The organism is Streptomyces sp. 549 (genome assembly GCF_030124175.1).
In the GTDB taxonomy this organism is placed as follows: Bacteria; Actinomycetota; Actinomycetes; order Streptomycetales; family Streptomycetaceae; genus Streptomyces.
This window is the reverse complement of record NZ_JASKMT010000003.1, coordinates 74,679-96,056: the sequence shown is the minus strand read 5'-3', so window position 1 is coordinate 96,056 and position 21,378 is coordinate 74,679. Positions and strand designations below refer to the sequence as shown.

The 21,378-nt window shown below is 73.9% G+C and carries 23 protein-coding genes; 8 read left to right on the top strand and 15 right to left on the bottom strand.

All coding sequences use genetic code 11. The features are described 5' to 3' along the window. Positions 1-122 precede the first annotated feature (122 nt). Positions 123-1,337 carry a spore photoproduct lyase family protein gene (locus tag QNO07_RS04560; protein ID WP_283990173.1) on the top strand — a complete coding sequence of 405 codons (1,215 nt, stop codon included), beginning with the start codon at positions 123-125 and terminating at the stop codon, positions 1,335-1,337. A 73-nt stretch (positions 1,338-1,410) separates the two neighbouring features. On the opposite strand, the gene QNO07_RS04555 is transcribed toward QNO07_RS04560, so the two are convergent. Continuing rightward, the gene (locus QNO07_RS04555; RefSeq protein ID WP_283990172.1) at positions 1,411-2,151 is read right to left on the bottom strand and encodes an alpha/beta hydrolase; all 741 of its coding nucleotides are present in this window, start codon (positions 2,149-2,151) and stop codon (positions 1,411-1,413) included. A 159-nt stretch (positions 2,152-2,310) separates the two neighbouring features. Here QNO07_RS04555 and QNO07_RS04550 point away from each other — a divergent pair, with 159 nt between their 5' ends. Then, a complete protein-coding gene (locus QNO07_RS04550) occupies positions 2,311-3,480 on the top strand; it encodes an adenosine deaminase (protein ID WP_283990171.1) in 1,170 nt (389 codons plus the stop codon). A 140-nt stretch (positions 3,481-3,620) separates the two neighbouring features. Further along, positions 3,621-4,490, top strand: coding sequence for a hypothetical protein (locus QNO07_RS04545; protein ID WP_283990170.1), 870 nt, complete (start codon positions 3,621-3,623; stop codon positions 4,488-4,490). Positions 4,491-4,635: 145 nt separating this feature from the next. On the opposite strand, the gene QNO07_RS04540 is transcribed toward QNO07_RS04545, so the two are convergent. From QNO07_RS04540 to afsQ1, 5 genes are all read right to left on the bottom strand, one after another. Then, on the bottom strand, positions 4,636-4,833 hold the full coding sequence (locus tag QNO07_RS04540; RefSeq protein ID WP_283990168.1) for a PspC domain-containing protein: 198 nt from the start codon (positions 4,831-4,833) through the stop codon (positions 4,636-4,638). 97 nt (positions 4,834-4,930) lie between these two features. Next, positions 4,931-5,530 (bottom strand): VanZ family protein, encoded by a 600-nt coding sequence (locus tag QNO07_RS04535; RefSeq protein ID WP_283990166.1) that lies wholly within the window; start codon positions 5,528-5,530, stop codon positions 4,931-4,933. A gap of 89 nt (positions 5,531-5,619) precedes the next feature. After that, positions 5,620-6,267 (bottom strand): hypothetical protein, encoded by a 648-nt coding sequence (locus QNO07_RS04530; protein ID WP_283990165.1) that lies wholly within the window; start codon positions 6,265-6,267, stop codon positions 5,620-5,622. After that, entirely contained in the window at positions 6,264-7,859 is a 1,596-nt protein-coding gene (locus QNO07_RS04525; RefSeq protein ID WP_502961783.1) for a sensor histidine kinase, read from the bottom strand. The genes QNO07_RS04530 and QNO07_RS04525 overlap by 4 nt, the downstream gene beginning before the upstream one ends. Continuing rightward, on the bottom strand, positions 7,757-8,434 hold the full coding sequence (gene afsQ1, locus QNO07_RS04520) for a two-component system response regulator AfsQ1 (RefSeq protein ID WP_283990163.1): 678 nt from the start codon (positions 8,432-8,434) through the stop codon (positions 7,757-7,759). Before afsQ1 ends, QNO07_RS04525 begins: the two co-directional genes overlap by 103 nt. Before the next feature lie 216 nt (positions 8,435-8,650). On the opposite strand from afsQ1, the gene QNO07_RS04515 reads away from it, so the two are divergent. Further along, on the top strand, positions 8,651-9,568 hold the full coding sequence (locus tag QNO07_RS04515) for a SigE family RNA polymerase sigma factor (RefSeq protein WP_283990162.1): 918 nt from the start codon (positions 8,651-8,653) through the stop codon (positions 9,566-9,568). 157 nt (positions 9,569-9,725) lie between these two features. On the opposite strand, the gene QNO07_RS04510 is transcribed toward QNO07_RS04515, so the two are convergent. After that, a complete protein-coding gene (locus QNO07_RS04510; RefSeq protein ID WP_283990161.1) occupies positions 9,726-10,331 on the bottom strand; it encodes an ATP-binding protein in 606 nt (201 codons plus the stop codon). 126 nt (positions 10,332-10,457) lie between these two features. On the opposite strand from QNO07_RS04510, the gene QNO07_RS04505 reads away from it, so the two are divergent. After that, positions 10,458-10,811 (top strand): hypothetical protein, encoded by a 354-nt coding sequence (locus QNO07_RS04505; protein ID WP_283990160.1) that lies wholly within the window; start codon positions 10,458-10,460, stop codon positions 10,809-10,811. A gap of 65 nt (positions 10,812-10,876) precedes the next feature. Here QNO07_RS04505 and QNO07_RS04500 read toward each other — a convergent pair whose 3' ends face one another. The 5 genes from QNO07_RS04500 to QNO07_RS04480 form a co-directional block, all read right to left on the bottom strand. After that, positions 10,877-11,473: a pentapeptide repeat-containing protein gene (locus tag QNO07_RS04500; protein ID WP_283990158.1), complete on the bottom strand. Its 597-nt coding sequence runs from the start codon at positions 11,471-11,473 to the stop codon at positions 10,877-10,879. A gap of 156 nt (positions 11,474-11,629) precedes the next feature. Further along, a complete protein-coding gene (locus QNO07_RS04495) occupies positions 11,630-12,541 on the bottom strand; it encodes an aldehyde dehydrogenase family protein (protein WP_283990156.1) in 912 nt (303 codons plus the stop codon). After that, a complete protein-coding gene (locus QNO07_RS04490) occupies positions 12,534-13,964 on the bottom strand; it encodes an aldehyde dehydrogenase family protein (protein WP_283990155.1) in 1,431 nt (476 codons plus the stop codon). The genes QNO07_RS04495 and QNO07_RS04490 overlap by 8 nt, the downstream gene beginning before the upstream one ends. A 10-nt stretch (positions 13,965-13,974) precedes the next feature. After that, on the bottom strand, positions 13,975-14,931 hold the full coding sequence (deoC, locus tag QNO07_RS04485; protein WP_283990507.1) for a deoxyribose-phosphate aldolase: 957 nt from the start codon (positions 14,929-14,931) through the stop codon (positions 13,975-13,977). A 100-nt stretch (positions 14,932-15,031) separates the two neighbouring features. Beyond that, positions 15,032-16,210 (bottom strand): sensor histidine kinase, encoded by a 1,179-nt coding sequence (locus QNO07_RS04480; RefSeq protein ID WP_283990153.1) that lies wholly within the window; start codon positions 16,208-16,210, stop codon positions 15,032-15,034. Positions 16,211-16,380: 170 nt separating this feature from the next. Between QNO07_RS04480 and QNO07_RS04475 the strand changes: the two genes are divergently transcribed. From QNO07_RS04475 to QNO07_RS04465, 3 genes are all read left to right on the top strand, one after another. Beyond that, entirely contained in the window at positions 16,381-16,620 is a 240-nt protein-coding gene (locus tag QNO07_RS04475; RefSeq protein ID WP_283990152.1) for a hypothetical protein, read from the top strand. A 99-nt stretch (positions 16,621-16,719) separates the two neighbouring features. After that, positions 16,720-17,334: a PH domain-containing protein gene (locus tag QNO07_RS04470; RefSeq protein ID WP_283990151.1), complete on the top strand. Its 615-nt coding sequence runs from the start codon at positions 16,720-16,722 to the stop codon at positions 17,332-17,334. A 114-nt stretch (positions 17,335-17,448) separates the two neighbouring features. Next, a complete protein-coding gene (locus QNO07_RS04465; protein ID WP_283990150.1) occupies positions 17,449-17,982 on the top strand; it encodes a GNAT family N-acetyltransferase in 534 nt (177 codons plus the stop codon). 88 nt (positions 17,983-18,070) lie between these two features. Here QNO07_RS04465 and QNO07_RS04460 read toward each other — a convergent pair whose 3' ends face one another. From QNO07_RS04460 to QNO07_RS04450, 3 genes are all read right to left on the bottom strand, one after another. Beyond that, entirely contained in the window at positions 18,071-19,765 is a 1,695-nt protein-coding gene (locus QNO07_RS04460; RefSeq protein ID WP_283990506.1) for a phospho-sugar mutase, read from the bottom strand. Between the two features lie 193 nt (positions 19,766-19,958). Next, complete coding sequence (locus tag QNO07_RS04455) at positions 19,959-20,771, bottom strand: purine-nucleoside phosphorylase (protein ID WP_283990149.1); 813 nt, start codon at positions 20,769-20,771, stop codon at positions 19,959-19,961. A gap of 146 nt (positions 20,772-20,917) precedes the next feature. Then, positions 20,918-21,355: a gamma-glutamylcyclotransferase family protein gene (locus QNO07_RS04450; protein WP_283990148.1), complete on the bottom strand. Its 438-nt coding sequence runs from the start codon at positions 21,353-21,355 to the stop codon at positions 20,918-20,920. Positions 21,356-21,378: the final 23 nt, after the last annotated feature.

The window sequence follows — 21,378 nt, the reverse complement described above, 5'->3', positions numbered from 1 at the left end:
CGCACCCCGGACCAAGCGGGCAATCCGGTCGCTTTTGTACACTGGACGGCGTCGCCGGTCGTTCGGTCGGCCGCCCGTCCAGGGCGCCGGGGCCGGGGCGCCACCGACCCGCGGAGCAGCGCATGCCTCCCTCGCCCGGCCGCCCGCAGGGCGAGGCCGACACGCTGTTCGGCCTGGACGCACTGACCGGCCCGGAGGCGGGGGACGCCCCGCCCGACGCCTCGCCCACCGGCGCCGCACACGCCGCACCCGGACCCGCCTTCCGGGACTCGCCGGAGGCGGCCCGGCTGCTGGACGTCCGGGAGGTCTACGCCGAGCCCGCCGCCGCCGCGTCCGTACGCGGCCGGCAGATCCTCGCGCGCTTCCCCGATGCACGCGTGGTGGAGGTTGACTCGCACTGGCGCATCCCGGAACTGCACGGCAACGAGGGCAACGTCGAGCGCTGGGTGCGGGTCAAGAGCGAGACGCTGGTGCTGGGCGAACGCAAGTCGCTGACCACCCGGCCCAACGGCCGCTCCGCCGACTGGATCGCGCCGGGCCCGTCCAACGGCTGCGCGCTGGCCTGCGCCTACTGCTACGTGCCGCGCCGCAAGGGCTTCGCCAACCCGATCACGGTGTTCACCAACATCGAGCGCGTCATCGACCACCTGGGCCGGCACGTCGCCCGCCAGGGCCCCAAGCCGGAACCCAACCAGTGCGATCCGCGCGCCTGGGTGTACGACGTCGGGGAGAACGGCGACTGCTCTGTGGACGCGCTGCTCTGCGACAACACCGCGGACCTGGTGCGCGCCTTCCGGCGGTGGCCCACCGCGAAGGCGTCGTTCGCCACCAAGTTCGTCAACCCCGACCTGCTCGGGCTCGACCCGCAGGGCCGCACCCGTATCCGCTTCTCCGTCATGCCGTCGGAGGACTCCAGGCTGCTCGACCTGCGCACCAGCCCGGTCACCGACCGGATCGCCGCCGCCAACGACTTCCTGCCGGCGGGCTACGAGGTGCACTTCAACCTCTCCCCGGTGGTGCTGCGCCCCGGCTGGGAGAACGCCTGGGCGGACCTGCTGCGGGAGATGGACGACGTGCTGACGCCGGAGGTGAAGCGGCAGGCAGCCGCTGAGGCCATCCTGCTCACCCACAACAGGGACCTGCACGAGGTCAACCTCGGCTGGCACCCCAAGGCCGAGGAGGTGCTGTGGCGGCCCGAACTCCAGCAGGCCAAACGCTCCGAGAACGGCAGCTGGAACGTGCGCTACCGCACCGGCGTCAAGAGCGCCGCCGTCGAGACCCTGCGCGGGCTGATCGCCACCCACGCGCCCTGGCTGCGCCTGCGGTACGCCTTCTGAGGCCGCCCACCACCGCCACCGGCGACCGGGCCGCACCTCCGGGCCGCACTCCCGGGCACGTCTGAGCGGCGGGTCAGCGCGGGTGGCGGCCGAAGCCGGTGGCGAGCGGCATGCGCAGGCCCAGCGGCGGCGGCGCGGCCAGCGCGTCCGTCAACGGCCGGGAGAAGTCCCGGCCGCAGAGCGTGCCCAGTACGAAGTCCGCGGCCAGTGCCTGCACATCGGCCCTGCGGTGCCGCAACGTGTGCCGTTCGGTGTGTACTTCGAACCGGCACACGTCGGCGTTGACCTTCTTGGCCCGCTCGGCCAGGCGGTACGACAGCTCCGGGTCGGTGTGCCGGTCGTCGGTGCCGTGCACCAGCAGCACCCGGCGGTCGATGAGCTGCCGCACCGGCTCCTCGCCCACCGCGGGCAGCCACGGCGCGAGTGCCGCCACGGACACCACCGCGGGGTGGTCGGCGGCCCGCAGCGCGGCGCGGGCGCCCAGGTCGGTGCCGACCAGGCACACGGGCACGTCCCCGTAGCGGTCGGCCACCTCGTCCAGTGCCCAGGCGGTGTCCGCCACCGGGTGCGCCGCCTCCCCGTTCCAGCCGCGGTAGCGGTAGTGGACCACGTGCGCCACCAGCGACTCCTCGGGGGCCGCCCGGGCCAGGTGGCGGACCAGCGGGCGCACGGCCGCCGCGGTCCGCGCCGAAGTGCGCCGCACCGACTCCGGCTCCCCGCCGGGTAGTACCAGGACCACACCGTGCACCGTGCCCGTCGCACCGGCGGCTCGCCCCAACCGGGCGTCCCGGGCGGGCAGCGCTTGCTGAACCATGGGAGAACGATGGCAGAAGACGCCCTGGTGGAACACCGGCCGAACCGGACTTTCCGCTTCGAACCCCTGCCCGCCCCCGCCAGGGCCGGACCGTGGGCAGGACGGCGGGCCGGGGCCGCCGCACTGGGAATCTACGCGCGTAGGAACTAGAGTGCGGAGATGACCAGCGAGACCCTCAGCCAGCAGCCCACAGCGGAGCAGATCCGCAGCGCCCCCAAGGTGCTCCTGCACGACCACCTCGACGGCGGCCTGCGCCCGGCCACCATCGTCGAGTTGGCGCGGGACGCCGGTTACGACGCGCTGCCCGAGTCGGAGCCCGAAGCCCTCGGTGTCTGGTTCCGGGAAGCGGCCGACTCCGGCTCGCTGGAACGCTACCTGGAGACCTTCGCCCACACCTGCGCGGTGATGCAGACCCGCGACGCCCTGTTCCGGGTCGCCGCCGAGTGCGCCGAGGACCTCGCCGCGGACGGCGTCGTCTACGCCGAGGTGCGGTACGCGCCCGAGCAGCACCTGGAGGCCGGCCTCTCCCTGGAGGACGTCGTCCACGCGGTGAACGAGGGCTTCCGCGAGGGTGAGCGCCGGGCGCTCGCCGCGGGCCACCGCATCCGGGTCGGCGCCCTGCTCACGGCGATGCGGCACGCCGCCCGCGCCCTGGAGATCGCCGAACTCGCCAACCGCTTCCGGGACCAGGGTGTCGTCGGCTTCGACATCGCCGGCGCCGAGGCCGGCTTCCCTCCCACCCGCCACCTCGACGCCTTCGAGTACCTCAAGCGGGAGAACAACCACTTCACCATCCACGCCGGTGAGGCGTTCGGGCTGCCGTCGATCTGGCAGGCACTCCAGTGGTGCGGCGCGGACCGCCTCGGCCACGGCGTGCGCATCATCGACGACATCACGGTGGCCGACGACGGCTCGGTGCAGCTGGGCCGCCTGGCCTCCTACGTCCGCGACAAGCGCATCCCACTGGAGCTGTGCCCCAGCTCCAACCTGCAGACCGGCGCGGCCTCCTCCTACGCCGACCACCCCATCGGCCTGCTGCGGCGGCTCAAGTTCCGCGCGACGGTGAACACCGACAACCGCCTGATGAGCGGCACCAGCATGACCGGCGAGTTCACCCACCTGGTGGAGACGTTCGGTTACACGCTCGACGACATGCAGTGGTTCACGGTCAATGCGATGAAGTCGGCGTTCATTCCTTTCGACGAACGTCTCGCGATGATCAACGACGTGATCAAGCCTGGCTACGCCGAACTGAAGTCCGCATGGCTGTTCCGGCAGACCCCCGCCGTGCACGCCGTGACCAGCGATTCCTCGCGCTACCAGAGCTGACGCGCCACCACACGGCGCCATGGGCGACGCGGCCGGGAACGATTCACCCCCGGCCGCGTTGCGGTGTTTGCGACCGGAGTGAATACCTGACTACGTTCGGTGAGCCGCCCGAAGCCACCACGTAAGAGGACGTAGCTGACATGAAGCAGGCCCCCATCAAGACCCTCGGCGCCGCGGCGCTCGGCGCCGCACTCGCCGGAGCCGCCGGTTCCGCCGCGGCGGCCGACCCCGCCGACACCTACGCGAGCCTCGCGGGCGTCGAGACGATGAGCGTGGAGGACTCCGTCCTGGACCTCCCGGACAGCGTGGCCCGCGCCTCCGAGGCCACCTACGCCATGGTCGAGCAGGTCGAGGACCCGCGCGGCCCGGCGTCCGGCCCGGCCGGCGAACTGCTCGGCGGCCTCCCCGTCGCGGGCGACCACCTGCGCAGCGGCCTGCCCACCGAGACGCTCACCGGCGCGCTGCCCGCCGACGCCCAGCCCACCGACGTGCTGAGCGACGTGCTCTCCGGCGGCCTGCCCGCCGAGCAGCTGACCGGCGGCCTGCCCGCCGACCCCCTGACCGGTGCCCTGCCCGCCGACGTGCTCAGCACCGCGCCGCTCACCGACGCGCTGGACGCCGGCGGCCTGCCCACCGCCGACCTGCTGGGCGCGCTCCCGGTGGACGCCCTGACCTCCGGGTCCACCGGCACCCTGCCCACCGACACGCTGCGCGCCGGTGCCCTGCCCACCGACAGCCTGACGGGCGGCCTGCCGACGGACGGGCTGACCGGTGCCCTGCCCACCGACTCCCTCACCGGCGCGCTGCCGACTGACGCCGTGCCCGCCGAGAGCCGCCGGGTCGGCGGTCTGCCCACCGACGCCGTCGCCAGCCGGGGCCTGCCCACCGACGTGCTCAACGGCGGCCTGCCCACCGAGCAGCTGACCGGCGGCCTGCCGCTCGAAGGGCTGACCGGCGGCGCCTTCTCCAGTGACATCTCCGGCGACCTCGCGGGCGGTCTCCCCGCCTGATCGTCCACGGGCGCAGAGCCCCCGGCACCCCGCGCCCCCACCGGTGCCGGGGCCGCACGGCTGCGGCCCGTCCCCCTGGAACCCAAGGTGCAGGGGGACGGGCCGCGGGTGCGTGTGCGCGCCGGGTGCCGGGGCGCGGGGCGCCTCACCAGGACTTGGCCGCTCCCTCGTCGGGAAGCATCACCCACAGGGCGATGTAGATCAGGAACTGCGGTCCGGGCAGCAGGCACGAGACCAGGAAGATCGCCCGCATCGAGTTGGCCGAGATCCCGAAGCGCCGGGCGAGGCCGGCGCACACACCGGCGATCCACCTGTTCTCCTGGGGCCGGGAGAGTGCCGCCATCACGTGACTCCTTCGTTCGTCCGCCGGTCGCTGCCGTCCGTCTGCCCGGCCTGACCGGGCGGGAAGCAGCCTTTCCGGGAGGTTCTCCCGGTATGCGTCAAACGTAGGGCGCCCGGTGTCCGGAGGCGTCGGCCCACGGGGCGATGTCGACCCTGGGAGCTCTCGGGGTCAGACCCTGAGCCGCCCGCCGCAGCCGTCCGGGCCGTCCCGGCCCCTGCCGGGGCCGCCGCTCACGACGCTCCGGCCGCCGCACGATCCGGCGCACCACCGGGAGCAGCAGCAGGTGGGCGAGCGCGACGCCGGTGGTGTTGAGCAGCAGTGAGTCCACGTTGAGCATCTGGCCCGCCACGACCGAGCGCAGCGCCTCCAGCCCGAGGGCCAGCAGGCCGCCGGCCGACACGGTGCGTACGAACGAACCGATCCACGAGCCGACCGCGGCGGAGGCCAGCGGCAGCAGCACCCCGAGCGGGGACAGCAGCAGCACCTCCCCGCCGAGCGTGCGCAGCGCCTCGCGCGGACCGCGGGCCAGCTCGCGTTCGACGGTGGCGAACAGCTCCAGGCTGGCCGGGTCGATCCAGGGGACCGTCAGGGGACGCAGCGTCAGCCAGGCGACGAACAGCAGGTAACCGGCGAGGACGAATCGAGCCGCCGTCCGGAGCCGAGGGGCGGCACTGCCGCCGGGTCGATGACGCTGCACGGCAAGGAGGACGCCTGAGGTCGCCGACCCGGTTCCCGGGTGTTCCCCACGTCACCAGCAATCACCCGGTCGGACCACGGTTGTACAGGTCACAGCGGTGCGCCCGCGCCGTCCGCGGCCTGCTCCGTGGTGCGCAGCTCCGCCGAGCAGCCGAACCGGCGCAGCGGTTCGCCGGTGTCGCCGGCCGGGCCGCCCAGCACCACCCGGCTGTCGGCGTCGGCGAGCGCGGAGTCGGCGTAGGTGCAGACGATCTGTGCCAGTGCGAAGCCCGGCAGCTCACGCGGCACGCGGTTCAGGCGCAGCGCCGTGCGGGGGTCGCCGTCGGCCGGGCCCACCACGCGCAGGTCGTCGGGGACCGCGGTGGCGAAGCCGAACTGGCGCTCCTGCGGGCCCGGCTCGCGGCGCAGCTCGGCCAGCAGCACCCGGGCGAGCGCGGTCCGCGAGGCGGGATCGCCGTCGCTCGGCAGGTCAAGACGCCGCTCGACGTCCACCACCCGGGAGCTGCACACCAGTGACACGCGGGTCGCGGTACCGGTGTCGGACCCGGCGTCGTCGCCGCGCAGCGCGCAGGCCACTCTGGACGGCGCGGCGCCGGCGTCCACCGGCACGGCGGTGGCGCGAATCCCGCAGCCGGTGAGCGCGACCGCGGCCAGCGCCGCGGCGCCCGCCGCCCGCAGGCTGCGGGGGGCCCTCGCGGGCTGCCGCGGGGCGGGGTGGGGGGTGCGGTGGGGGCTCACCGTTCGTCCTCCTCGGGCGTGGGCCTGCCCTCCAGCGGCAGCCGCAGCGTGAACACGGCACCGCCGTGCGGGCTGTTGCGCGCGGTGATGTCACCGCCGTGGATGTGGGCGTTCTCCATGGCGATGGACAGTCCAAGACCGCTGCCCTCCGAGCGGGGACGGGAGGCGCTGGCCTTGTAGAAGCGGTCGAAGACGTGCGGCAGCACGTCCTCGGGAATACCGGGCCCCCGGTCGGAGACCTCCACCAGGAGGTCGCATCCGTCGGTCCGCACCGCCACCCGCACGGGTGACCCGCCGTGCTTGAGCGCGTTGCCGATGAGGTTGGCCAGGATGACGTCGAGCCGCCGCGGGTCGAGGCGGACCATCACGCCGCGCTCGGCGTTCAGTTCGACGGCGTCCAGCCAGGCGCGGGCGTCGATGCAGGCGGTGATCTGGTCGGCGACGTCGACGTGGTCCTGGACCAGCCGGGCGGTGCCCGCGTCGAAGCGCGTCACCTCCATCAGGTTCTCCACCAGGTCGTTCAGCCGCCGGGTCTCGCTGACGACCAGCTGCACGGCGGGCGCGATCATCGGGTCCAGGTTGTCCTGCTCGTCCTCCAGCACCTCGCTGACCGCGGAGATCGCGGTGAGCGGGGTGCGCAGCTCGTGCGACATGTCGGCGACGAACCGGCGGCTGGCCTGCTCGCGGGCGCTGAGGTCGGCCACCCGCTCCTCCAGGGACGCCGCCGCCGCGTTGAAGGTGCGGGACAGCTCGGCCAGTTCGTCACCGCCGGACACCTGCAACCGGGTGTCGAGCTTGCCCTCGCCGAGCCGCCGGGCCGCGTCGCCGAGGCGCTGCACCGGGCGCAGCACCGTCGAGGCCGACGCCTGGGCGAGCAGCACGGAGCCGATCAGCGCCAGCGCGGTGGCGATGGCCAGCGACCAGGCCAGCGAGTTGAGGTCGTCCCGCTCGGGCTCCAACGACTTCAGCATGTAGCCGGTCGGGCCGTCGCCGACGACGGTCGCCCCGGCCACCAGGTACGGGGTGTCGTCGATGGATATCCGCTGCCAGTACAGGTGGTAGGGCGCGCTGTTGCCCGTGTTGACGGGCCGCTCCTCGGTGACCGCGTCGCGCAGCTTGCGCGGCACGTCGTCCAGGGAGAACCGGCCGCCGGACGTCACCGCGCAGCGCTGGCCGTCCTGCTGCCGGTCCAGCAGCACCACCTGGTAGTTCTGCGTGGTGGTCGCCATCGCCTCGGCGGTCTCCTTCAGCCGGGAGCACTCAGGGCGGGGCGGCAGCGCGCCGGCCCGTTCGCCCAGCGTCCGGTGGAAGTCGTCCAGGGCGGCGTTCTGCGCGCGGGTGAGCACGGCGTCGCGGTTCAGCCAGTACGCGATGCCGGAGGCGGCGACCGCCGCGGTGAGTGCGACCAGCGCGAACACCACCACAAGCCTCAGCCGCAGACTGGGCAGCACCCCGGCGAGCCGGCTCCGCACCCGGCCGGGAGCAGCCGTCACGCCGGGGAGTCCAGCCGGTAGCCGACGCCCCGCACGGTACGGATCAGCGTCGGGGACGACGGCACGTCCTCGACCTTGGCGCGCAGCCGCTGCACACAGGCGTCGACGAGCCGGGAGTCGCCCAGGTAGTCGTGCTCCCACACCAGCCGCAGCAACTGCTGCCGGGACAGGGCCTGGCCGGGGCGGCGGCTGAGTTCGAGCAGCAGCCGCAGCTCGGTCGGCGTGAGCTGGAGGTCGCGGCCGTTCTTCGTCACCGTCATCGCGGACCGGTCGATGACCAGGCTGCCGAACGCGGCCGAGTCGCTCGCCTCGCGTTCACCGCGCCGCATGACGGCGCGGATGCGGGCGTCCAGCACACGGCCCTGCACCGGTTTGACCACGTAGTCGTCGGCGCCGGACTCCAGGCCCACCACGACGTCGATGTCGTCGTTGCGGGCGGTCAGCAGGATGATCGGCAGCTGGTCGGTGCGCCGGATACGGCGGCACACCTCGAACCCGTCGATGCCCGGCAGCATCACGTCCAGCACGATCAGGTCGGGGCGCTGCTCGCGCAGCAGCTTCAGGCCGTCCTCGCCGGACGCGGCGGTCACCACGCGATGGCCCTGACGGGTCAGGGCCATCTCCAGGGCGGTACGGACGGCGTCGTCGTCCTCGATCAGCAACAGGAATGGCACGCGCGCCATTCTGGCCCATCAGGGGCCCCCAGGACGACCGTGGGCCGGGCACGGTTCGGTGAGGACCCGGTTTCACCGTCCGCAGCCCGCCGCAGCCGTCGGCCGCCGACCGCTGTGACACCGCTGTGACAATCGGGGGACCCCGTCATGAAACTGGCCCGGCAGGCTGTTCGTCACAAGGCAAGCGACGGGCTGGCTTTCCGAGGGAGGCGCGAGATGACCACACTGCACAAGACCCACACCAGCGCAGTACTTCACACGCGTCTGCACACCCCCTCGGTTCCCGTCCGGAGCACGGAGAAGTCCGGTGCCGTGAGCGGGCGGGGGTGCGCTCGCGGCACCGGGCGGCAGCGCCCGGCGTTCCCGGCCTACATCGCCGGGGTGCCCGAGGGGGGTGCCGTGGCGGCCCGGGGGGACCGCCGCGGCGACAGCGACACCGGGCCTGCGGCGGGGGAGCGCGGCGACAGCATCTCGGAGGTTGGCCTCACCGCCTCCGCTTCGGAGGTTGGCCTCACCGCCTCCGCTTCGGAGGTTGGCCTCACCGCCTCCGCTTCGGAGGTTGGCCTCACCGCCTCCGCTTCGGAGGTTGGCCTCACCGCCTCCGCTTCGGAGGCGGAGTTCACCGCCTACGTGCGGGAGCGCCGCGCTTCCCTCTACGCCACCGCCTACCACCTGACCGGCGACCGCTTCGAGGCGGAGGACCTGCTGCAGAGCGCGCTGTTCTCCACCTACCGGGCGTGGGACCGGATCAGCGACAAGGCGGCGGTCGGCGGCTACCTGCGCCGCACGATGACGAACCTGCACATCAGCGCGTGGCGCCGGCGCAAGCTCAACGAGTACCCGACCGAGGAACTGCCGGAGTCGCCCAGCGGCGACGACCAGGACGCGATGCGCGGCACCGAGCTGCGGGCCGTGCTGTGGCAGGCGCTCGCCCGGCTGCCCGAGCCGCAGCGCACCATGCTGGTCCTGCGGTACTACGAGGGCCGTACCGACCCGGAGATCGCCGAGATACTCGACATCAGCGTCGGCACGGTCAAGAGCAGCATCTGGCGGTCGCTGCGGCGGCTGCGCGACGACGAGGTCCTGGCCTTCGGGCGGGACCAGAAGGAGTGCTTCGGCGAACTGGTCGCGTGAGCGACTGCCGGAGCCGGGGGGAAACGGGGGAGGCACGGGGGTAACGGGGAGTCCCGAGGGGAGCGGGGTACGGGGGAGCAAGGGGGGACGGGCACGGGCGGCCGGGGGGTCTGCCAGTGCCCGTCCTCTGCTGTGTGCAGTGCGCGCGGGGTGCGGCTCAGACGCTGCTTGGGGTGCGGGCCGCGGTCGCGATGCGGGCCAGCGCCTCGTCCTTGCGGCAGGCGTACGCGCCGAGGTCGGTGTGCCGCCGGACGATGCCGGGCTCGGCCCGCATCAGCCGCCACCCGCGCCGCACCAGCACCGGCAGTGACTTGCGGCCTTCGCGCACGTCCCGCAGCAGGCGGCGCCGGAACGTCGTGGAGGGCCGGCCGCGCAGGCACAGCGCGTCGGCGAGCAGGCCCAGTTCGCGGCAGCGGCCCACGATGTCGGCGGCGAAGATGCCCTCCGCCACGAAGAGGCCGGTCGAATCGAGCACGACCTCCGACTCACCGGTGCGGGCACTGGCCGAGATGTCGTACACCGGAACCGGCGTGCGGCCCGTCGTGCACAGCCGGTGCACGGCCGCGACGGCGGCGTCCGCGTCCCACGAGGCGGGGGCGTCCCAGTCCGTCGCGCCGCCCGGCAGCAGCGGCAGCGTCGGATCGCCGGCCTCCTTGTAGAAGTCGTCGAGACGCAGCACCGGCAGGCCGGTCCGTTCGGCGAGCGAGGACTTTCCCGAGCCGGAGGGGCCGGTCAGCAGAATCACGTGGGCGTTGGCGGTCACGGGAACCCATTGTCCCGCATTCCCCCGTCCGGGTGAGCCCCCGGTGACGGACGTGACCGGACCGACAGCGCGGTACTACGCTTCGATGCCGCCCGTGTACACCACGTAACCGACGGACAGGTACTCATGGCCTCGCACGCTCGTCACGCCCGCCCCCGCGCCCGCACCCTGCTCCAGGCCGGGCTCACGCTCTCCGCCGCCGGCGCTGTCGCCCTGGTCTCGGGCGGGGCCGCGCAGGCCGACATCGTCAACACCTCCGACCCGCTGGGCACCGTCGGGCACGCCGTCACCCCGATCAAGCAGCTCCAGCTCGACCCGCTGGCCAACACCGGAGTGGACCCGCTCGACAACGGCGTCGGCACCCAGATCGCGGACTTCCAGCCGCTGGGCACCACGCAGCTCACCGCACCGCTCACCCAGGGCGGCACTCTGGGCAGCCTGCCGTTGACCGGCGAGCTGACCGGGCTGCTCCCCGGCTGACCGGCGGCGCGGCCCGGTCGAGGGGCCGTCGCCGCAGAGGCGGGCGCAGGGCGGCGGCGGGTGCCTCATTCCACGCGCAGGCCCAGGGCGGTGGCGAGCACCGCCGCCTGCTCCAGGCCGATCCGCGCGCCGCGCAGCCGCACGGTCAGCGGGTCGAGGGTCGAGAGGTCACTGCCGCGCAGGTCGGCGCCGGAGAGGTCGGCGCCCTCCAGGGCGCATGCGGACAGATCGCAGTGGCGCAGCACCGCCTCCTCCAGGCGGGCGCCACTCAGGTCGGACTCCCGCATGCGGACGCCGTCGAACTCGGCCCGTCGCAGCTCGGCGCCGGGCAGGGTGGTGAACGACCAGTCGCCGCCGTCCACCGCGAACAGGTGGAAGGTGCAGCTCCTGAACTGGCTGCCGACCAGCTTGCAGTTGTCGAAGCGGGTGTCGAAGAACGTGCAGTTGCTGAACACGCAGTTGGTGAACGCCGCGCCCGTGTGGCGGGAGGCGTTGAAGCGGACCCCGGAGAACGTGCACTCCTCGAAGACCGCGCCCTCGTCGGCGACCTCCGTCCAGTCCGTGTCGTAGAAGGTCCACCGCAGGTGGCGGGTGCCCGCGAGGTGTCGTCCGTACCAGTCCTCGCCGCGCACCACGCGGCCCTCGTCCGGGTCGTCGTCCATGGGGCCGATTCAACCTCCCGCCACTGACAGCGGCACCGCGTGGCCGGGAAACGGCGGAACCCCGCTCCCCGGACGGCGGGGGAGCGGGGTTCGAACGGGGGCGGGCGGCCCTTTCGGGTACAGCCCGGCGGCCGTCAGCGGGCCGTCAGCGGGCCGTCAGTAGGACGAACCGGCTGCGCCCAGGCTGCCCGTGGGGTGCCAGACCGTCTTCGTCTCCAGGAAGGCCAGCAGGCGGCCAGTTCCCTGGTCGGCGGACCAGTCCTGCGCCCGCGGGCGGAGCACCCGCTTGAGCGTGTCGGCGGCTGAGACCTCCAGCTCGCGGGCCAGCTCGCCGTCAGCGCCGGTGAGGTCGAGCGCGTTGACGTCGCTGTGCGCGGCCAGCGGGGCGCCCAGTTCGGCCGCCCGGCCGGAGAGCACGTTGACGACGCCGCCCGGCACGTCGGAGGTCGCCAGCACCTCGGCCAGCGACAGCGCCGGCAGCGGTGCCTTCTCGGAGGGCACCACCACCACGGTGTTGCCGGTGGCGATCACCGGGGCGATCACCGACACCAGGCCGAGGAACGCCGAGTCCTGCGGAGCGAGCACCGCCACCACACCCGTGGGCTCCGGCGTGGACAGGTTGAAGAAGGGGCCCGCGACGGGGTTGGCGCCGCCAGCGACCTGAGCGATCTTGTCGGTCCAGCCGGCGTACCAGACCCAGCGGTCCACGGCGGCGTCCACCTGGGCAGCCGCCTTGGACTTCGACAGGCCCGAAGCGGCGGCGACCTCCGCGGTGAACTGGTCGCGGCGGCCCTCCAGCATCTCGGCGACCCGGTAGAGCACCTGGCCGCGGTTGTAGGCCGTCGCGCCCGACCAGCCGCCGAACGCCTTGCGGGCCGCCACCACCGCGTCGCGGGCGTCCTTGCGGGACGCCAGCGGTGCGTTGGCCAGCCAGCCGCCCTTGGAGTCGGTCACCTCGTACACCCGCCCGCTCTCGGACCGGGGGAACTTGCCCCCGATGAAGAGTTTGTAGGTCTTCAGCACGCTGAGGCGCTCCGACCGGCCGTTCCGCTCAGACATCTCAGACATCGAGGTACGCCTCCAGACCGTGACGGCCGCCCTCACGGCCGAAGCCCGACTCCTTGTAGCCGCCGAACGGCGAGGTCGGGTCGAACTTGTTGAACGTGTTGGCCCACACCACGCCGGCGCGGAGCTTGCCCGCGACCGCCAGGATGCGCGAGCCCTTCTCCGTCCAGATACCCGCCGACAGCCCGTAGGCGGAGTTGTTCGCCTTGGCGACGGCCTCCTCCGGGGTGCGGAAGGTGAGCACCGACAGCACCGGGCCGAAGATCTCGTCGCGCGCGATGGTGTGCGACTGGGACACGCCGGTGAACAGCGTGGGTGCGAACCAGTAGCCCGAGGAAGGCAGTTCGCACCGGGGCGACCAGCGCTCGGCGCCCTCCGCCTCGCCCGCGTCGGCGAGCGCGGTGATGCGCGCCAGCTGCTCGGCGGAGTTGATCGCGCCGATGTCGGTGTTCTTGTCCAGCGGGTCGCCCACCCGGAGCGTGCCCAGGCGGCGCTTCAGGGAGTCCAGCAGCTCGTCCTGCACCGACTCCTGGACCAGCAGCCGGGAGCCCGCGCAGCAGACCTGGCCCTGGTTGAAGAAGATGCCGTTGACGATGCCCTCGACCGCCTGGTCGAGCGGCGCGTCGTCGAAGACGATGTTGGCGCCCTTGCCGCCCAGCTCCAGGGTGAGCTTCTTGTTCGACCCGGCGAGAGTGCGGGCGATCTCCTTGCCCACCGCCGTCGAACCGGTGAAGGCGACCTTGGCGACGCCCTCGTGCGCGACCAGCGCGGCGCCGGTGTCCCCGAAGCCGGGCAGGATGTTGACCACACCGCGCGGCAGCCCGGCCTGGCGGCAGATGTCGGCGAAGAACAGCGCCGAGAGCGGCGTCGTCTCGGCGGGCTTGAGCACCACCGTGTTGCCGGTGGCCAGCGCCGGGGCGATCTTCCAGGCCAGCATCAGCAGCGGGAAGTTCCACGGGATGACCTGTCCGGCCACACCCAGCGGGCGCGGCGCCGGGCCGAAACCGGCGTGGTCGAGCTTGTCGGCCCAGCCGGCGTAGTAGAAGAAGTGCGCGGCGACCAGCGGCAGGTCGGCGTCGCGGGTCTCGCGGATCGGCTTGCCGTTGTCCAGCGACTCCAGCACGGCCAGCTCGCGGGAGCGCTCCTGGATGATGCGGGCGATGCGGTACAGGTACTTGCCGCGCTCGGCGCCGGGCAGCGCCGACCACTTCTCGAACGCCTTGCGGGCGGCCTTCACCGCCGCCTCGACGTCCTCCTCGCCTGCCTGGGCGACCTCGGAGAGCACCTCCTCGGTGGCCGGGGAGACGGTCTTGAACACCTTGCCGCCGGCGGCCTCGCGGAACTCGCCGTCGACGAACAGCCCGTAGGACGGCGCGATGTCGACCACCGCGCGGGACTCGGGGGCGGGAGCGTAGTCAAAAGTCATCGTGTGTGCCTCAGTCCACCGTCACGTAGTCGGGACCGGAGTAGCGCCCGGTGCGCAGCTTCTGGCGCTGCATCAGCAGGTCGTTGAGCAGGCTGGACGCGCCGAAGCGGAACCACTCGTTGCTCAGCCAGTCGTCGCCGAGGGTCTCGTTCACCATCACCAGGTACTTCACCGCGTCCTTGGTGGTGCGGATGCCGCCGGCCGGCTTCACGCCGATCTGCACACCCGTAGCCGACCGGAAGTCGCGTACGGCCTCCATCATCAGGAGCGTGTTCGCCGGGGTCGCGTTGACGGCGACCTTGCCGGTGGACGTCTTGATGAAGTCCGCCCCGGCCAGCATCGCCAGCCAGGAGGCGCGGCGGATGTTGTCGTAGGTGGACAGCTCGCCGTTCTCGAAGATGACCTTCAGCCGGGCGGTGCCGCACACCTCCCTGACGGCCCTGATCTCCTCGAACACCCGCAGGTAGTGCCCGGCCAGGAACGCGCCGCGGTCGATCACCATGTCGATCTCGTCGGCGCCGGCCGCGACCGCGTCGCGGGTGTCGGCGAGCTTGACCGGCAGCGCCGCCCTGCCGGCGGGGAAGGCCGTCGCGACGGACGCCACCCGCACCGACGAGCCGGCCAGCGCCTCCTTGGCGGTGGCGGCCATGTCCGGATAGACGCAGATCGCCGCGACCGAGGGGGTCTCGGGGTCGGTCGGGTCGGGGCGGACGCCCTTGGCGCACAGCGAGCGGACCTTGCCCGGTGTGTCGGCGCCCTCCAGGGTCGTCAGGTCGATCATGGAGATGGCCAGGTCGATGGCGTACGCCTTGGCCGTCGTCTTGATCGAGCGGGTGCCGAGCTGTGCGGCGCGGGCCTCCAGGCCGACGCCGTCGACACCGGGCAGGCCGTGCAGGAACCGGCGCAGCGCGGCGTCGGACGCGGTCACGTCCGCCAGTGCGGATACTGCGGTGTGCGTGGATGGCATGGTCACCAGAGGAGCATATCTACGCGCGTAGCGACCTGTCATCCCCCGAGGTCGAATCGTTTGCACGGCGCGGGACCGGTCCGGCGCGGGCCGGACCGGCTCAGCCGGGAACAGCGGCCACCGGGTCCGCGTCGCCGTCCGGCCCCGCGTCGTCGTCCGGCTCCGCCCGGTGCGCCCCGGCGGGCGGCGGCAGCACCGCGCGGACCAGGAAGCCGCCCTCCGGCGTCGGACCGGCCTCGAACCGACCGCCCAGCAGCTCGGCGCGCTCCCGCAGGCCCCGCAGCCCGTGGCCGCCCCCGACGGGCAGGCCGGGCCCGGGGGCGGGGGTGGTGGCGGGGGAGCCCGGCGGGGCGTTGCGCACCACCACCGTCAGCGCGTCGCCGAGGCGGCCCAGCGACACCTCGACGGAGGCGTCGGCGGCGTACTTGCGGATGTTGGTCAGCGCCTCCTGCACCGTGCGGTACGCCGCCTGCTCCACCGCCTCCGGCCAGCAGGGCCCGGCCGCCGACCGGTCCAGGCGCACGTCCAGGCCGCTGGCCGCGACCAGCGCAGGCACCTCCGCCAGGCCGGGGCACTCGCGGGCCGTGCGCAGCACCCCGACCAGGTGCCGCAGCTCCTCCAGGGTGGCGACGCCCAGCTCCCGGATCGTGCCGGCCCGCTCCCGGCTCTCCGGCTCGCCGGTGGTGACCTGCAGGGCGCCGGCCTGCACCGCGATCAGACTGACCTGGTGGGACACCACGTCGTGCATCTCGCGCGCCAGCCGGGCCCGCTCCTCCGTGACGGCCCGCTCGGCGAGCAGCCGCTGCTCGCGGCGCTGGGCGCGGGCCAGCTCGGCCAGCCGCGCGGACAGCTCGGCGCGCACCCGCACCAGGCGGCCCAGGGCCACCGGGCCGGCGCTCAGCATGGCGGCGGACAGCACACCGAACAGGCCGTCCTCGTAGGACCAGGGCTCACCCGCGGCGGGCCACCACGGCATCAGCCCGGCGGCGAACAGCGCGACCGCGCCGCCCGCCACCAGCCGCGGCCCCGGCACGTCCCTGGCCACCTGGTACAGCGCGACCATCGGTGCCAGCAGCAGGTAGCCGCCGAACGCCACCGGCAGCACCGCCACCAGCACCAGCAGCGGCCAGCGGCGGCGCAGCAGCAGGACGGCCACGGTGGCGGCGTGCCAGCCCAGCTCCAGCGCCGAGGCGAAGCTCAGTATCGTCAGCAGCTCCAGCGCCGCGGGCGCCAGCAGTACCGCGTCCTCCGCGCGGCGGGAGAACCTCACGGGTTCCACCGGGCCACCTCGGCCTCTCGGCCCACCCCTGTGCGGTCCACGGCGCCCCCTGTCGATGTGGCCACCGAACCTAACAGCCGGACCGGGCGCAGCCGTCCCGGTGAAGCGGCGGGGGTGCGACGGGGCGAGTCGGTCGATGCATGACAAAAGCCTCGTCTATGGTGGCGGCCATGACACTTCCCGTACGTCCTGTCGCCGCCCTCATCGGCGCGCTCGCGGTACTGGCGGTCATCGGCGCCTTCCAGGTCAACGCCTGGCTCACCGTGCCCGCGGTGATCGGCTTCTCCGTCGTGGTCCACCGGCAGCAGCGCCGCTCCGGCGGCTCGGCCTTCCTGCACCGCACCGAGCGCTGGGCCATCCTGGCCGCCGTGGTGATCGCCGGCACCGTCACCCTGCTCGCGTCGGCCTGACCCGGCCCGGGGCTGTCCCGCGCCGGGCCGGGCGGCCGGTCGGGCGAACGATGCGGGACCGCAACGTCCGCGATGCGGACGGTCGGGCAGAATCGGTGCATGACCAGTGAGCCCACCGCCCCCGCAGAACGCGTCTACCGTTCCGGCACCGCCGTGGCCGGGGGAGTGCTGATGCTTGGCCTGGCGGCCTGGCTGGGCGGCGACGCCATGATCCGCGGGGAGGGCAGCACCCCGTTGGTCGCCGCGGCGGCGCTGCTGCTGGCCGTGCCGCTCGTGGTCGCCTTCACGCTGCGCCCGGCGGTGCTCGCCGGCGAGGACCGGCTGCGGGTCCGCAACCCCTTCCGGACCGTGGAACTGCCGTGGGCGTCCGTCGCCACCGTGCGGTCCGGCTACTCCAGCGAGGTCCTCGCGGACGGCGCCACCTACCAGCTGTGGGCCATCCCGGTGTCGCTGCGCGAGCGCAAGAAGGCCAACCGGCACAACGAGCGGATCAGTTCCGGGCGCCCGCCCGGCGGCCTGCTGGGCATGGGCCGGGTGGAGGACATCAGCACCGAGCGGCAGGCGCCCTCGGACGAGGCGATCGGCGAGCTGCGCGAGCTGGCGCGGCAGCGCGCGGACCGCACCGGCAGTGTGTCGGTGCGCTGGGCGTACGAGATCCTGGGCCCGGCCGCCGCGGGCGCCCTCGCCCTGCTCGTCGCCCTTCTGGCCGGCTGAGCGCCCCGGCACGCCCCGCCCGCCGGGCGCCCCGGCCGGGCCCGCCGCCGGCCGACACAACAGCCACGGCCGTAACAGCCACCACCACCACCGCCACCGCAGGAGGGAGCCGGTATGGCCGGCCTGACCGTCGCGCACACCGCCCAGCTGGACACCGCGGAACTCGCCGCCGTCCGCGCGCTGCTCACCGAGGCGTTCGACGGCGACTTCGACGACCACGACTGGGACCACGGCCTGGGCGGCATGCACGTGCTCGCCCGCGAGGGCGGCAGGACCGTGGGGCACGCCTGCGTGGTGCAGCGCAGGCTGCTGCACCGCGGCCGGTCGCTGCGCGCCGGCTACGTGGAGGGTGTGGCGGTGCACGCGGGCCACCGCGGACGCGGCCTCGGCGCGCGGCTGATGGACGCCGTTGAGCACCTGGTGCGCGGCGGCTACCAGCTGGGCGCGCTCAGCTCCAGCGAGCAGGCCCTGGGGTTCTACGCCGCGCGCGGCTGGCAGCGCTGGCGGGGCCCGACGTCCGTGCTGGGCCCCGGCGGACCGCAGCCCACCCCCGACGACGACGGCGGGGTGTTCGTGCTGCCCGGTTCCGTGCCGCTGGCGCTCACCGGTGAGCTGACCTGCGACTGGCGGGACGGCGACGTCTGGTGACGGCACCGCCCGCCCGCCCCGCCACAGGAGAGCGGAGGGGCGGACGGGCGGAGAGGCGGCCGGAGGGACGGGGGGCAGCCGGGCGCGGTCAGATGCCGGCTGCGGCGGCCAGGTCGGTGCGCAGCCGGTCCAGCGCCGCGTCGGCCCGCTGGCGCGCCGCCGGCAGCGCGGCGGCGTCCGCGACCGGAACCACGACCTCCAGGTAGCACTTCAGCTTGGGCTCGGTGCCGCTGGGCCGCACGATCACCCGTGCGGTCAGCTCACCGCCCAGGCGGTAGCGCAGCCCGTCGGTCGGCGGCAGCTTGTCCGAGCCCAGGGTGAGGTCCTCGGCCGACTCCACCGTCAGCCCGGCCAGCTCGGTCGGCGGGTTGCCGCGCAGCCGACCCATGGCGTCGGCGATCAGGGACAGGTCGGAGACGCGGACCGACAGCTGGCCGGTGGAGTGCAGCCCGTGGGCCACGGCCAGCTCGTCCAGCAGGCCCGTCAGCGTGCCCCCGGCGGCCTTGCGTGCCGCGGCCAGCTCGGCGATCAGCAGCGCGGCGGTGACGCCGTCCTTGTCGCGTACACCCTCGGGGTCGACGCAGTAGCCCAGCGCCTCCTCGTAGCCGTAGGCCAGGCCGTCGACGCGGGCGATCCACTTGAAGCCGGTCAGCGTCTCCTCGTGGGCGAGCCCGGCCGCCGCGGCGATCCGGCCCAGCAGACTGGAGGAGACGATCGACTCGGCGAACGTGCCGGTGGCGCCGCGGGAGACCAGGTGGGAGGCGAGCAGCGCACCGACCTCGTCGCCGTGCAGCATGCGCCAGCCGCCTTCGGCGGACGCGTCGGGCACGGCGACCGCGCAGCGGTCCGCGTCCGGGTCGTTGGCGACGACCAGGTCCGGCTGCTCGCGGCGGGCCGCCGCGAACGCCAGGTCCATCGCGCCGGGCTCCTCCGGGTTGGGGAACGCCACCGTCGGGAAGTCCGGGTCCGGCTCGGCCTGCTCGGCGACGGTCAGCGGCGCGGGGAACCCCGCCCGGGTGAACGCCTCCACGAGCGTCGCGGTGCCGACGCCGTGCAGCGCGGTGTGCACCACCTTCAGGTCGCGCGGCGCGTCCTGTGCGACCACCGACACCGCCCGGTCGAGGTAGGCGTCGACGACGTCCTCGCCGAGCACCTCCCAGCCAGACTCGGCGCGCGGCACGTCCGCGAGTGAGCCGACGGCGGCGATCTGCGCGGCGATGTCCACGTCGGCCGGGGGAACGATCTGCGAGCCCGTGCCCAGGTAGACCTTGTAGCCGTTGTCCTGCGGCGGGTTGTGGCTGGCGGTGACCATGACCCCCGCCACCCCGCCCAGGTGCCGGACGGCGTACGCCAGCACCGGCGTGGGCAGCGGCCGGGGCAGCAGCGCCGCCCGCAGGCCGGCGGCCCTCACCACGGCCGCGGTGTCCCGGGCGAAGTCCTCGCTGCGGTACCGGGCGTCGTAGCCGATGACGACCAGCCCGCCGTCGTGGCCCTCGGCCCGCAGGTAGGCGGCGAGCCCGGCCGCGGCACGGATGACGACGGCCCGGTTCATGCGCATCGGCCCGGCGCCCAGCTCACCGCGCAGCCCGGCGGTGCCGAACTGGAGCGTGCCGGCGAACCGCGCGGCCAGCTCCTCGCCGGCCGCCTGCTCGCTCCCGGCGCGCTCCAGCAGGTCGGCGAGCTCCTGCCGGGTCTGCGGGTCAGGGTCCTCCGCCAGCCACCGCCGCGCCTGCTCGGCGGCGCTGCTCGAGTCCTCGGCGGCGACCGTGCCTCCGGTCGCCACCTGCTCCCCCGACAAGCCCTGCTGCGCCGCCGCCTCGTCCGCGGTGACGCGCGTGCTCGCGTCGTCCCTGTGGGTCACGGTCCCTGCCTCTCGCGAGTGATGTGCGTTGCGTGCCGCGCGGGCGGCACGGGTGCCCCGCCCGCCGCGGCTTGACGCGGTGGTCGGCCGGGCCGGGCCGTCTGTCGGGGGTCGGTCAGAGCCGGCCGAGGACCTTGGCCAGCAGGGTGCCCATGCGCACGGCGGAGTCCCGGCCGGCCTGGAGCACCTCCTCGTGGTTGAGGGGTTCGCCGGTCATGCCGGCGGCGAGGTTGGTCACCAGGGAGATGCCGAGCACCTCCGCGCCCGCCTCGCGGGCGGCGATGGCCTCCAGCACGGTGGACATGCCGACCAGGTCGCCGCCGATGGCGCGGACCATGTTGATCTCGGCCGGCGTCTCGTAGTGCGGGCCGGGGAACTGCACGTAGACGCCCTCCTCCAGGGAGGGGTCCACCTCCTGGCACACGGCGCGCAGGCGCGGCGAGTACAGGCCGGTGAGGTCCACGAAGTTGGCGCCCGCGATGGGTGAGGTGGCCGTCATGTTGATGTGATCGCTGATCAGCACCGGCTGGCCCGGCCGCATGCCCTCGCGCAGGCCGCCGCAGCCGTTGGTGAGCACGATCGTGCGGCAGCCGGCGGCGACCGCGGTGCGCACCCCGTGGGCGACGGCGGCGACGCCGCGGCCCTCGTAGTAGTGCGTGCGGCCCAGGAAGACCAGGGCCCGGCGGTCGCCGATCCGGTACGAGCGGATCTTGCCGGCGTGCCCGGCCACGGCGGGCGGCGGGAAGCCGGGCAGCTCGGTGACGGGGAACTCGTGCTCGGGGCGGCCGAGAGCCTCGGCGGCGGGTACCCAGCCGGAACCCATCACCAGGGCGACGTCGTGGCTCTCGTCGCCCGTCAGCTCGCGCAGGCGGGCGGCGGCGGCTTCGGCGGCACCATGGGGGTCGGCGGTGATATCGGATGCGTTCACGCGACGAGGGTAACCGCTCTTCGCCTACGCGCGTAGAAAGGCGGCGCGAGTACGGTGGAAACCACAAACCGAGGGACCGGTTCGCGGTACTTTCCGACGCCTCCGGCGGCACGGCCGACGCCGGGCGCACGCCGGGGGAGCGGCCGTCAGCAGGGGCGCTTGCGCAGTTCCATCACGTAGTCGTGCGGGGCGCCGCAGGACTCCGCGGCGTCGGCGATCTCCCCCAGGTAGCGGGCCGAGGGCAGGCCGCCCTCGTAGCCGTTCAGCACGTACGTCCAGGCCGGCTCGTCGCCGTCCAGCGTGTGCACCTTGATGCGCATCCGCCGGTAGATGTCGAGGCCGACGCCCTCCCAGCGGTCCATCGAGTCCTCGTCCATGGGCGCGATGTCGTACAGGGCGACGAAGACCTGTGACCGGGGCGCCTCGACCATGGTGACGAGCGCGCCCTCCCACCCCATGTGCTCGCCGCCGAACGTCAGGCGCCAGCCCGAGATCCATCCGGTGCCGCGCAGCGGGGAGTGCGGTGCGCGGCGGGACATCAGCCGGGCATCGAGGTTTCCGGCGTATGCGGCGTAGAGCGACATGCGTAAGAGGGTACGGGAGGGGC